13 protein-coding genes are annotated in these 12,110 nt (G+C 32.6%); 11 read left to right on the forward strand and 2 right to left on the reverse strand.

Annotated elements, in window-relative coordinates:
• Nucleotides 1-6: 6 nt before the first annotated feature.
• From LG295_RS02435 to LG295_RS02460, 6 genes are all read left to right on the forward strand, one after another.
• Nucleotides 7-1,542: a sodium:solute symporter gene (locus tag LG295_RS02435; RefSeq protein WP_107531037.1), complete on the forward strand. Its 1,536-nt coding sequence runs from the start codon at nucleotides 7-9 to the stop codon at nucleotides 1,540-1,542.
• Between the two features lie 441 nt (nucleotides 1,543-1,983).
• Nucleotides 1,984-2,310: a hypothetical protein gene (locus LG295_RS02440; RefSeq protein ID WP_122063294.1), complete on the forward strand. Its 327-nt coding sequence runs from the start codon at nucleotides 1,984-1,986 to the stop codon at nucleotides 2,308-2,310.
• 17 nt (nucleotides 2,311-2,327) lie between these two features.
• The gene (locus LG295_RS02445; RefSeq protein WP_122063213.1) at nucleotides 2,328-2,513 is read left to right on the forward strand and encodes a helix-turn-helix transcriptional regulator; all 186 of its coding nucleotides are present in this window, start codon (nucleotides 2,328-2,330) and stop codon (nucleotides 2,511-2,513) included.
• Nucleotides 2,514-2,589: 76 nt separating this feature from the next.
• Nucleotides 2,590-3,114, forward strand: a complete 525-nt coding sequence (locus LG295_RS02450) for an NAD(P)H-dependent oxidoreductase (protein ID WP_404476302.1) — start codon at nucleotides 2,590-2,592, stop codon at nucleotides 3,112-3,114.
• 302 nt (nucleotides 3,115-3,416) lie between these two features.
• On the forward strand, nucleotides 3,417-4,229 hold the full coding sequence (locus tag LG295_RS02455) for a Cof-type HAD-IIB family hydrolase (RefSeq protein WP_122063209.1): 813 nt from the start codon (nucleotides 3,417-3,419) through the stop codon (nucleotides 4,227-4,229).
• Between the two features lie 109 nt (nucleotides 4,230-4,338).
• Nucleotides 4,339-4,998 (forward strand): NAD(P)H-dependent oxidoreductase, encoded by a 660-nt coding sequence (locus LG295_RS02460; protein WP_404476305.1) that lies wholly within the window; start codon nucleotides 4,339-4,341, stop codon nucleotides 4,996-4,998.
• A gap of 123 nt (nucleotides 4,999-5,121) precedes the next feature.
• Here LG295_RS02460 and LG295_RS02465 read toward each other — a convergent pair whose 3' ends face one another.
• Nucleotides 5,122-5,931, reverse strand: coding sequence for a VOC family protein (locus tag LG295_RS02465; RefSeq protein ID WP_124227283.1), 810 nt, complete (start codon nucleotides 5,929-5,931; stop codon nucleotides 5,122-5,124).
• Between the two features lie 175 nt (nucleotides 5,932-6,106).
• Between LG295_RS02465 and LG295_RS02470 the strand changes: the two genes are divergently transcribed.
• The 4 genes from LG295_RS02470 (at nucleotide 6,107) to LG295_RS02485 (ending at nucleotide 10,418) form a co-directional block, all read left to right on the forward strand.
• Complete coding sequence (locus LG295_RS02470) at nucleotides 6,107-6,241, forward strand: hypothetical protein (RefSeq protein ID WP_318755559.1); 135 nt, start codon at nucleotides 6,107-6,109, stop codon at nucleotides 6,239-6,241.
• A gap of 174 nt (nucleotides 6,242-6,415) precedes the next feature.
• Complete coding sequence (locus tag LG295_RS02475) at nucleotides 6,416-6,652, forward strand: hypothetical protein (RefSeq protein WP_318755558.1); 237 nt, start codon at nucleotides 6,416-6,418, stop codon at nucleotides 6,650-6,652.
• A 222-nt stretch (nucleotides 6,653-6,874) separates the two neighbouring features.
• Nucleotides 6,875-8,656: an ABC transporter ATP-binding protein gene (locus tag LG295_RS02480; RefSeq protein ID WP_122063202.1), complete on the forward strand. Its 1,782-nt coding sequence runs from the start codon at nucleotides 6,875-6,877 to the stop codon at nucleotides 8,654-8,656.
• Nucleotides 8,649-10,418 carry an ABC transporter ATP-binding protein gene (locus LG295_RS02485; protein ID WP_404476310.1) on the forward strand — a complete coding sequence of 590 codons (1,770 nt, stop codon included), beginning with the start codon at nucleotides 8,649-8,651 and terminating at the stop codon, nucleotides 10,416-10,418. Before LG295_RS02480 ends, LG295_RS02485 begins: the two co-directional genes overlap by 8 nt.
• A 179-nt stretch (nucleotides 10,419-10,597) precedes the next feature.
• Here the strand turns inward: LG295_RS02485 and LG295_RS02490 are convergent, their stop codons facing one another.
• The gene (locus tag LG295_RS02490; RefSeq protein WP_042362039.1) at nucleotides 10,598-10,876 is read right to left on the reverse strand and encodes a GNAT family N-acetyltransferase; all 279 of its coding nucleotides are present in this window, start codon (nucleotides 10,874-10,876) and stop codon (nucleotides 10,598-10,600) included.
• 174 nt (nucleotides 10,877-11,050) lie between these two features.
• Here LG295_RS02490 and LG295_RS02495 point away from each other — a divergent pair, with 174 nt between their 5' ends.
• Complete coding sequence (locus LG295_RS02495) at nucleotides 11,051-12,031, forward strand: metal ABC transporter solute-binding protein, Zn/Mn family (protein ID WP_107530161.1); 981 nt, start codon at nucleotides 11,051-11,053, stop codon at nucleotides 12,029-12,031.
• Nucleotides 12,032-12,110 lie beyond the last annotated feature (79 nt).

Consider the following 12,110-nt stretch of genomic DNA (forward strand, 5'->3'; position numbering starts at 1 on the left):
AAGTAAATGCAGCAAGTAGGGTTTGGTGCTTGGAACTGGGTAGCAGTTATTGCTTACCTTGTCGTTATGTTATTAATAGGGGCTTATTTTACGAAACGCGCGAGTCAAAATACAGATAGTTTTTTTACTGCAAGTGGTAGATTACCGTCTTGGGCAGTAGGCTTTTCTATTTATGCTACAACATTAAGTGCAATTACTTTTATGTCGACACCTGAAAAGGCGTTTTTGACGGACTGGTCATATATAGCAGGTAATATAGCAATTGTCGCTATTATTCCATTACTCATTTATTTCTATGTACCATTCTTCAAAAAGTTAAAAGTGACATCGGCATATGAATATTTAGAAGCGAGATTTGGACCTAGCGTCCGTGTTATTGGGTCATTACTTTTTGTATTCTTTCATCTAGGGAGAGTAGCTATCGTTATTTATTTACCGACACTTGCAATTACAGCAGTATCGGATATGAATCCATATGTTGTTGCAAGTTTAGTAGGTATTTTATGTATACTATATACATTCTTGGGTGGTTTTGAAGGCGTTGTATGGAGTGATTTTATCCAAGGGGTTATTCTATTAGGTGGCGCAGCAGCTATAATTATCTTAGGCGTTATGCATATTCAAGGCGGTATGGGAACAGTAGTATCTGATGCGCTTGAACATAAAAAGGTTATTAGCGTAGATAATTGGAAACTTAACACTGCAGCGGCAGCTATTCCAATTATTTTTCTAGGAAATATTTTCAATAATTTACATCAGTACACTGCGAGTCAGGATGTTGTACAGCGGTACCAAGCATCTGAATCTATGAAAGAAACGAAAAAATCACTTTGGATGAATGGTGCATTAGCATTAATATCAGCACCTTTGTTTTATGGTATGGGAACAATGTTATATTCTTTCTATAATCATGAAAGTGCATTACCTGAAGGATTTAATACATCTTCAATCGTCCCGTATTTTATTCTTACTGAAATGCCACCATTTATTGCAGGTCTATTAATTGCAGCGATATTTGCTGCAGCGCAGTCTACAATTTCATCAAGTTTAAACTCAATATCAGCTTGTTTATCGGTAGACATCAAACATAGGTTCTTTGGAAAAGGTGAAGAAAAGGCTGAAGTAAGAACCGCGAGATGGATCGTTATTATTTCAGGATTATTTGGATTTGGCATGTCTATTTATTTAATAGCTTCTGATTCAAATGATCTATGGGATTTATTCTTATTAATTACAGGGCTTGTAGGCGTGCCATTAGCAGGCGTGTTTGCTGTAGGTATCTTTACAAGAAGAACAAATACATTGGGTGTTATAGCAGGATTAATATTGGGAATTATTTTTGCTTATATCTTTAATGGTATGGATGGTGGCAACTCACCATTCTTTGTATCTATTATTTCATTTGGTGTTGCATTTATTTGTTCATACATTATTAGTATGATTATACCCGGTGAACAAAAAGACATTAAAGGTTTAACAATTTTTGATATTAAAGAAAGTACCAATTATATTGCGAAGACTCATGATAAAAAAGAAAAGTAGTATAATGTCATAAATGGTTTATTAAATAAAGAGCCTGGATAAATATTTCAGTCTCTTTATATATTTTTAAAAATTGCCTATTTTACTATATAGTATTTTGCTTTATAGGTATAATTGTATTGGTGATAGTATTATAGTAACCGTACTTAGTGTAATTAATTCGTTATAAACTATCCCAATATAAGGAGGGGCATTTATGCCTTTAGGTTCAGTTGTAGCTATCCTTTGCGTAATTTTTGTAATATTTTTAGTACCCTATTATGAAAAAAATAAGAAAAAATAATCTTGCTGAGACCTATTGTCTCGGCTTTTAATTTGTTATAGAAAGGTAGTATATATATATAATTAAGATCATAGTAGGTGTAAAAGATGTTTGACATTTATTAGAGGCTATTTTATATGGATGATGTCAAAAACTTTTTACGTTTAGGAGATGGAATTATGAATTTTATATTTTTCATTGGCGTTTTGGTATTTTCTTGCTTTTGGACTTGGTTTACAAATAAATTTTTGCCTGCTGAAACTTTAGACAAAAATAAATCACAATCACGTTATGATGAAAGACAAAGTAAAATGTTTATAGAAATTCTGTCGAAGAGTTTTATTTGGCTCATATATTCACTATTATTTTTATTATTATTAAGGATTTTTGGTTGGTTTGAAGTTGAGGGTGCTTTAACATCAACTTATCCTGAAATTATATTTATATTAATAGGTTTATTTTTATTAGTGTTTAATTATTTTATGACCAAAAAGAAATACACATAATAATAAAGGTTGATCAAATGAAGAATAAAATAAAAATTTATAGAAATCAAAAGGGTTTATCTCAGGAAACGTTAAGTAAAAATTTAAATGTTTCAAGACAGACAATAAATGCGATTGAAAACGATAAATATGATCCTTCTTTAACGTTAGCATTTAAATTAGTTAAACAGTTTAATGTCACGGTGGACGAGTTATTTTCATAGGCATATCAGTTTCCTTTTGAACAAGGGAAGTTTAATATAAAGCTATTAAATTAGTAATGAAATGAGGAATGAACATATGTCTACATTAGTTGTAGTTGCGCACCCAGACATTAACAATTCAACTGTCAATAAAGCATGGAGAGATGAATTATCTCAATATGAGGAATTAGTAACTGTTCACGAGATTTATCCAGAATACCCACACGGTCAGATTGATATTGAAAAAGAACAAAAATTGCTCGAAGCACACGATCATATTATTTTTCAATATCCATTATATTGGTATAGCTGTCCACCCTTATTAAAACAATATTTAGATGAAGTATTTACCTATGGCTGGGCGTATGGTTCGCAAGGAAATGCTTTGGAAGGAAAGAAAATTGGATTAGCAATTTCAATCGGGGCTGTACCAGAAGCTTATACACCTGAAGGTAATGTCCAGTTTACAATAGATGAATTAATTAGTCCTATGATTGCGACAACGCGTTTCGTAAAAGCAAATTATGTAGGTGCACATAAATTATATAGCGCATTTACGATTACACCGAGTCAATTAGCAGAAAATACCGAGTCATATTTATCATTTATTAAACAAATATAAAATGAGTGAGCATGTGGCATAAGAGATGTCACATGCTCAAATTTTAGGTTAACAATAGTTGAATTTATGACTGTTCAAAGCATAATGCGTAAATAAGAATTATAAGAAGATAATTTGTTTGAATGATATTTATTTAATTGAGTTTAATGCAGTGTAGAAATACAACACAATATGGGGTGGTTCATTAACGCTAAATTATGTTAGTCATCGATATGAAGTGCATAGGTTTACTTTGAAACAATGAGCATTGTCGATATAATGAAAAGGCGTACATATAAATTGGAAGATTTGAGGGGACAATTATGATAAAAGCAATCGCAGTTGATATGGATGGTACATTTTTAAATTCAAACAAGACATATGATGAACATAGATTTGATAAGATATTTCAGCAACTTAAAGCCCAAAATATTAAATTTATAGCAGCAAGTGGCAATCAATATGCAAAATTAAAATCGATATTTGGTGAACGTGACATGTTCTTTGTAGCTGAAAATGGTGCTGTCATTTATGAAGGGGATACTTTATACGACTATCAAGCATTTGATAGAGATTTTTACCAAGAAATTATTAACTACTTAAATGTTGAACGTGAAATTAATAATTTAATTGTTTGTGGTCTAAACAGTGCTTATATTTTAAAAGATAATACAGATACATTTAAAAAAGACGCTCACTTCTATTATCGCGAACTAGAAGAGATAGATAGTTTTCAAGATTTACCAGAAGATGAATATGTAAAAATCGCGCTTAATATTAACAGAGCATCTCATCCTACATTAGATGAAGATTTAAGTACAAAATTCAGTGAAAATTTAAAGTTAGTATCTAGCGGCCGTGATAGTATTGATTTAATTATCCCAGGAATGACTAAAGGTAGTGCTTTAGAGAGACTTTTAAAACACTGGCATATAGATGCAGAAGATTTGATGGCTTTTGGTGATGCTAATAATGATTTAGACATGTTGCAATTAGCCAAACATAGCTACGTCATGGCAAATAGTGAAGATGAAACATTATTTGAAATTGCTAATAATGTGGCACCGTCTCATGATGAACAAGGCGTATTAACAACTATTGAGAACCAAGTACTACAGCCGCTTAATTATTCTTAAATAAAGTTTTCATAACTTGGTACGAAATTTATAAACATATCGTTTTAATAAGATATGGAATTTGACTATACTTAAAAGTACTTAAATTGAAAGGTAGGGTACAAAAGTTATGGATCAAATGCAACAAACGCTGCTAAATGCTTTTAATTTTAGACATGCAACAAAACGTTTTGATGCTAATAAAAAAATCTCAGATAGTGATTTTAATACGATATTAGAAACGGGTAGATTGTCTCCAAGTTCATTAGGATTGGAGCCGTGGAAATTTGTAGTAGTTCAAAACCGCGAAATAAGAGATGAACTTAAAGAAATTAGTTGGGGAGCACAAGGCCAATTAGATACGGCAAGTCATTTTGTTTTGATTTTGGCACGTAAAAATGTGACTTCACAATCACCATATGTGCAACATATGATACGAAATATTAAACAATATAGTGAAGAGAGTATTCCTGCTACAGAACAAAAATTTGATAATTTCCAAACTAGTTTTCATATAAATGATACGTCACAGTCATTACTAGATTGGGCGAGAAAGCAAACTTATATTGCCCTTGGTAATATGATGACGAGTGCGGCATTATTGAATATAGATTCATGTCCTATTGAAGGATTTGATTTAGATGCTGTCACAGCGTACTTATCAGAGAAGGGTATTGTTGATTCTGAAAACTTTGCACCCTCTGTTATGGTAGCTTTTGGATACAGAGAAACTGAGCCTAAAGCTAAAGTACGTCAACCACAAACTGATGTCGTTGAATGGTTAGAATAATTAAATAAATAAGGAGTAGAATAGTAATTTTGAAATTGAATTACTGTCCTACTCCTTATTTGTTTTGAGGGGAACTTTATCTCAAATTATAGAGTCATGGTCATTATCTATTAGCAAAGTACTTTAAATTTTATCGGCTACAAAGTTTTCGTTGCTGTGTATGATAATTTCAAAACCCTCTGGTCCTTCAAATTGTTCTCTATCTGCATTTGGTTTGTAAATCGATACTTTTGATAAACCAAGACTGCTATCATTGCCTTGGCGTACGATATTGGATTGCCATGTGTTAATCGCGATGTGATGATGGTAATGATTCGTAGACATGAAAAGTGCTTGTGGAAAATCAGCGATATGCTCAAGTCCAAGTTTATTTAAATAGAAATCTTGTGATTCCTCTAAATTGGCCGCTTTCAAATGTAAGTGACCAATTTTCGCATTGTCGGGCATGCCTTGCCAACCAGTTTGACTACGTTGTGCTACTAAGTCATCGACATCTACTGCAAGTGTATCCATCTTGACTTTATTATCATCCCATAGCCAATGCTCTTTAGGTCGATCAGCATAAATCTCAATGCCATTACCTTCAGGATCATCGAAATACAACGCTTCACTAACAAGATGGTCTCCACCACCAATTTGTACGCCTAGACTTGCAGCATGATATAAAAAATTACCTAAATCTTGTCTATTAGGCAATAATAAGGCAATATGGAATAACCCAGATTCTCTCATAGAGGGACGTCTACCATCTTTGACTTCTTGTAAAGTTAAGCTATGTCCATTATTTCCTATATTGAAAGTAACACCTGTATTAGACTCTGACTTTATAGATATTCCTAAAATTTGTGTATAGAAAGTTGTCATTTTTGCTAAATCAGCAACATTTAAAGTGATATGAGTGACTTGTATGGATTGTTTATCGTGAAAAGACATTGTCAAACTCCTTATTGCTTACTGTATTTTTAATGATTACAAACATCACTTTAGTATAAAAAGTATACCTAGTCAATTGAATGAACTTATAATGATAATACTTTTTAATTAATATATATGGTGTGAAATGGGGTATAACGTTATGACAGAAAATACATAGATAGGACTGTTAAACATGACACATTATTATTTCAAAGAAAACTTTTTTAATGCATCAAAGTCTACAATCGCTATATATGATGATAATGAGGAAGTAGCTTTTGAATTACAATTATTTTATACCTCTATGGGGCAAGAAGCGATGGCATGATTTGGTAACAGTAAACAAAATTTTGAAATCACAGATGGCCATGATACTTTTCGGATTTTACAAGAAAAAACACTTGGTGGAGCGATTAAAACACCGTTTAAAACAGTTTGGCAAGTAGAAAAGAATGGTCAGAAAATCGGAATCTTCCGCTCTAAGATGGGGTTTAAGCCTTCTATGCAGTTTGAGGGTGATAAAGGGGATATATTAAAATTCCATTCAGGATTCATTTCAAGAAGTGTTAAAGTATCTGATGGCAATAACGAGTTGATGCAAACTAAATCAGAGCGGTTCAAGTTAGCTTTGAGACATGATTTATATGTTGAAACTAAAACATATAATCCGGCGATGCTTATTATGATGTTTCAAGTTTTTTATGAATTTCAAGAACAACAAAGAAGAAAGTCAAATTAGCTTAAATGAAATCGTATTTAATATAAACTTACACACCTTCAACTTGATCTAATGAATAGAAGATGGAAACCTGAAATCTATGTGAAGGCTTAGATTTTAGGTTTCTATTTTTTTTTTGAAATTCAAGTTGTATCAGTGTGTAAAATATCTATTCTATTTACATATATCTACATGTGGTAAGATATGAGAACATAGAATAAAAACATCATTGGGGGTGACGGGATGAAAGTATTTTGGAAATTGGGATGGTTTTTTAAACAGCAAAAACTAAGTTATATTATTGGTTTAGGGACATTATTGTTAATTGCATTAATTGAAATTGTACCACCACAGATTATCGGGCGTACGATAGATCAAATGACGACAAATCAATTAACATCTAAGTTATTAATGGTTTATTTAGCTATATTGATTATAGTTGCCATATTAACTTATGTACTTAGATATGTATGGAGGTTATCTATATTTGGAACGAGTCAAAAACTGGGGCAAATATTAAGGACATATCTTTTTAAAAAATACACGGATATGAGTGCTATATTCTTCCAAAATAGGCGTACAGGAGATTTAATGGCCCATGCTACAAATGATATCCGTGCTGTACAAAATGCAGCAGGCGCTGGAATCCTAATGATTGCAGATTCATTGATAACAGGGGGCACTGTAATTATAACGATGGCTACAACAGTAAGTTGGAAACTCACTTTGATTGCCATGATACCATTACCATTTATGGTGTTATTAACTAGTTTTTATGGAGCACTTTTAAGTAAAGGTTTTAAAAAAGCGCAAGCGGCATTTAGTAAATTGAATGACAAAACGCAAGAAAGTGTTGCAGGGATTAAAGTTACTAAAACATTTGGCTACGAATCCAGTGATCAAGCGGACTTTAAAGATTTAAGTGATGATGTGGTTGATAAAAACCTTAAAGTATCTAAAATAGACGCATTATTTGATCCAACAATTACGTTAGTCATTGGTATGAGTTACTTTTTGTCTATCACGTTTGGGGCACAAATGGTCTTTCATAATGAGATAACCTTAGGACAACTCATCACGTTTACAACGTATCTAGGGATGTTAGTATGGCCGTTATTGGCATTAGGGCTATTTTTTAACATTGTACAAAGAGCCAAAGCCTCTTATGAACGTATAGAAGAAATCGGAAACTTACCTAATGGCATCGATACGCATTATAAAATTGATGACAGTCCTCAAGGTGATATTCAATTTAATATGGAATATTTTAATTTCCCGGGCAATGATAATCAAGGATTGTATGATATTTATTTTACAATTAAACAAGGCGACACCGTAGGTATTGTTGGTCGTACAGGTTCGGGTAAGAGTACATTAATAAAGCTATTGTTAAGAGAGTTCGATACGCAACATGCTCAAGATATAACGTATGGCGCTTATCCGTTGCGTGACTATAAAGTTGAATTATTAAGAGGTCAATTTGGCTATGTGCCGCAAGAACATTTCTTGTTTTCTACTACGATTCGAAATAATATCGCGTTTAGTAATGAGGCTATAGAGGATGAGCAAATATATGAAGTAAGTCGATTAAGCCATATCCATGATGATATTATGAATTTTACTAATGGCTACCAAACAGTTGTAGGTGAACGGGGTGTATCATTATCAGGTGGGCAGAAGCAACGGGTTTCGATAGCGAGAGCTTTATTATTGAATCCTGAGGTATTGATTTTAGATGATTCATTATCTGCGGTAGATGCACAGACTGAAGAGGTAATATTAGGAAACTTAGAACATTTGAGAAAGCATAAAACTAATATTATAACAGCGCATCGTATGAGTGCCGTGAAACATGCTGACCTTATTATTGTTATGGATGAAGGGGAAATAATTGAACGTGGTCATCATGAATCATTAATGCAACAACGAGGATGGTATTATGAAACATATCAAGCACAAGCGTTACAAGCCAAGTTGTCGCGCAACTTAGACAATCTTACGAAAGGGGATGGTGAAGATGACTGACTATGAACACGCTAACTTAACGGCTAAAGACCAAGGAAGTGTGCTGATAAGGTTATTTAAATACACATTGCCCTATAAGTGGATTATTGTTTTAGCATTCTTAACATTGATTATAGCAACTGTTGCTAGCATGATGACCCCCTATATGGTGAAAATATTTATTGATGATTATTTAACGCCACAAGACTTTCCGAGAAGTGCTATGATTTGGCTCATTGTGATTTTCTTAAGTGTGCAAATAATTGGTGCGTTAACACTTTATTTTAGCCAATATCTCTTTCAATATTTAGCATTTAAAGTGATCCAACAATTGAGGATTGATGCTTTTAATAAACTAGGGAAATTAGGTATGAAGTATTTTGATGAAGTACCGAGTGGTAGTATTGTATCACGACTGACAAATGATACGGAAACCATTGTGGACATGATCGTGGGAGTGTTCTCAACTTTTATTATGGCATTATTTTTGATGATATCTAGTTATGTCATGATGTTTGTATTAGACGTTAAATTAGCTTTGATAGCGCTTGTCTTTTTACCGATTATTTTTGTTATTTTGTCTACTTATCGTAAGTATTCAGCGTATTTATTTTCAAAATCAAGGCAGCGTTTATCAGATTTGAATTCAAAACTAGGTGAGTCAATTGAAGGTATGAAAATGATACAAGCCTTTAATCAAGAAAGACGATTAAACAAAGAGTTCAACCAGATTAATGATGAACATTACCATTATATGTTGAAAACTGTGAAATTAGATAGCTTATTGTTAAGGCCGGCTATTAGTTCTATCTCAATCTTTGCTATTGTAATGATTCTTGCTTATTTCGGTATAATAAGTTTTACTACTGGCGTGACAGCGGGTGTAGTTTTTGCATTTATTCAATACATGGAACGTTTTTTTGAACCGATTAATCAAGTTAGTCAAAACTTAAATATTTTACAGCAAGCGCTTGTATCGGCGAGTAGAGTTTTTGCGCTAATCGATGACGATACTTATGAGCCGCAGCAAAATGAAATTGCATCAAATCACATAAATTCTGGGAAAGTAGAGTTTGAAAATATTAGTTTTAGTTATGATGGCAAGACTGATGTACTAAAAGATATTAATTTTACTGCAAATCCTGGAGAAATGATAGCACTTGTTGGTCACACTGGATCTGGTAAAAGTTCAATCATCAATTTGTTTATGAGGTTTTATGAATATCAACGTGGGGATATTAAGATAGATGGACATTCTCTCAAGACAATACCTAAATCAGAATTAAAAGAAAAGATAGGTTTAGTGTTACAGGATGCATTTATCTTTTATGGCACTATAGCGTCTAATATAAAATTATATCATCCTACAATGACCTATGAACAAGTGAAGGCAGCGGCAGAATTTGTTCATGCTAATCGTTTTATCGAGCAATTACCTGAACAATATCAGCACAAAGTAATTGAAAAGGGGAGTGCGTTTTCAAGTGGTCAAAGGCAGTTAATTGCATTTGCTAGAACAATTGCTACGGACCCTAAAATTTTGATTTTAGATGAAGCAACCGCCAATATTGATTCTGAGACTGAAGAACAGATACAACAATCATTAAATGAAATGCGTAAAGGTCGTACAACGTTAGCGATAGCTCATCGATTATCTACAATTCAAGATGCAGATCAGATTTTTGTTTTGAATCGAGGAGAAATAGTCGAACGTGGTACGCATGAACAATTAATTACACAAAAAGGCATATATCATAATATGTATTTACTTCAAAATGGTTAAGGTTTTGTTCTAAAGAGAGTAGTGTGTTTATCATTAATTTAATTTATATTTAACATTATGAAAAAGGTGAAACTAAGTCGTTAATTTCTGCTTAGTTTCACCTTTCGTTTGTATACAAATGAACTAAATATATGTCTAACTAATCAAATATTAATGCAGTTTGATTGGAATTTTTAGCTTTATCCAGCGTATACATCTTGGTATTCATCATTTTTTTCAATCACGTCTTTAGCAAATGGGCAAGTAGCAACAACTTTTAAGTTGTTTTCGCGAGCATAATCAACTACGGATTTTACTAATTGTGAACCGATACCTTGGCCACCTAGTTCTTTAGGAACACCAGTGTGGTCAATATTGATTTGATTATCTCCTTGAGGTTGGAAAGTAATTTGTGCTTGTGGATTGTTTTCGTCGTCACCGATATAAAACTTGTTTGAACCTTGTTTAATTTCAGCCATACTATCTCTCCTATTTATAAGTCATATATATTAAATATCACATTTGAATGATTGTTAAACAAAACAGGTAGTGAATAAAGAAATAATATTAGTAGATTAAGTAAAAACCATTGAAATATCTTGAAAATAAGTTTATAGTTTTAACGGAATAATTTCGATTTGGAGGGGCGTTTTTTGAGGAAAAGTATAATACTCATTATGGCATGTGTAGTTGTTGTAATGTTGAGTGCGTGTGGCAATATCAATAAAGGCGAAAACAAAGACGTCAGTTCAAAAAATAAACTTAAAATTTATACTACAGTATTTGCGTTTCAAAGTTTTACTGAACAAATAGGCGGTAAATATGTAGATGTAGAATCTATCTATCCACCAGGGGCCGATATGCATACCTTTGAACCAACACAAAAGGAAATGGTCAATATTGCAAAAGGTGATTTGTTTATTTATTCTAACCAAGAAATGGATCCAGTGGCTAAAAAAATTGCAGGTTCTATTAATAATAAAGATTTGAAATTAGCATTAGCAGCTAACTTTACACATGATGATTTAGTTGCAAATCATGAACATGAGCACGAGCATGAAGGACATGATCATGATGAGGAAGGACATGACCATGAAGAAGGCAGTGAAGACCCTCATGTTTGGCTAGACCCAGTACTTAATAAGAAAATGGTGAAATCCATCAAGGATGATTTAGTAAAAAAAGATCCTCAACATAAAATTTATTACGAGAAAAATTATAAACAAGTCGTTAACGATTTAGATAATATCAACCAAAGATTAAACGAAATTACGGAGCATCCAAAGCGTGACACTGTAGTGATTTCTCATGATTCTATTGGTTATTTAGCCAATCGTTATGGGTTTAAACAAGAAGGTGTCAGTGGTATGAATAACGAAGAACCTAGCCAAAGAGACTTGATGAATATTGTTAACAATATCAAACAAACTAAACAACCTTATGTACTTTATGAGCAAAATATTTCATCGAAAGTTACTGATGTAATACAGAAAGAATCTAATTCAACGCCATTAAGTTTTCATAACATGGCAACACTTTCTAAAGAAGAAAGTAAAGAAAATAATATTACTTATCAATCTTTAATGAAACAAAATATAAAATCACTAGATAAAGCATTAAATGGAGAAGATTAACAAAACCCTGAGACAGATTATGTCTCAGGGTTTTGTACTACGAAATGATAGTTTAATACAACAGTTTTCTTTGATTGAA

Source organism: Staphylococcus pseudoxylosus, from assembly GCF_044794325.1.
GTDB lineage: Bacteria > Bacillota > Bacilli > Staphylococcales > Staphylococcaceae > Staphylococcus > Staphylococcus pseudoxylosus.

Coding starts and splice junctions, on each gene's coding strand:
- LG295_RS02435 (WP_107531037.1), top strand. CDS start 7: ATGCAGCAAGTAGGGTTTGGTGCTTGGAACTGGGTAGCAGTTATTGCT.
- LG295_RS02440 (WP_122063294.1), top strand. CDS start 1,984: ATGAATTTTATATTTTTCATTGGCGTTTTGGTATTTTCTTGCTTTTGG.
- LG295_RS02445 (WP_122063213.1), top strand. CDS start 2,328: ATGAAGAATAAAATAAAAATTTATAGAAATCAAAAGGGTTTATCTCAG.
- LG295_RS02450 (WP_404476302.1), top strand. CDS start 2,590: ATGTCTACATTAGTTGTAGTTGCGCACCCAGACATTAACAATTCAACT.
- LG295_RS02455 (WP_122063209.1), top strand. CDS start 3,417: ATGATAAAAGCAATCGCAGTTGATATGGATGGTACATTTTTAAATTCA.
- LG295_RS02460 (WP_404476305.1), top strand. CDS start 4,339: ATGGATCAAATGCAACAAACGCTGCTAAATGCTTTTAATTTTAGACAT.
- LG295_RS02465 (WP_124227283.1), bottom strand. CDS start 5,931: ATGTCTTTTCACGATAAACAATCCATACAAGTCACTCATATCACTTTA.
- LG295_RS02470 (WP_318755559.1), top strand. CDS start 6,107: ATGACACATTATTATTTCAAAGAAAACTTTTTTAATGCATCAAAGTCT.
- LG295_RS02475 (WP_318755558.1), top strand. CDS start 6,416: ATGCAGTTTGAGGGTGATAAAGGGGATATATTAAAATTCCATTCAGGA.
- LG295_RS02480 (WP_122063202.1), top strand. CDS start 6,875: ATGAAAGTATTTTGGAAATTGGGATGGTTTTTTAAACAGCAAAAACTA.
- LG295_RS02485 (WP_404476310.1), top strand. CDS start 8,649: ATGACTGACTATGAACACGCTAACTTAACGGCTAAAGACCAAGGAAGT.
- LG295_RS02490 (WP_042362039.1), bottom strand. CDS start 10,876: ATGGCTGAAATTAAACAAGGTTCAAACAAGTTTTATATCGGTGACGAC.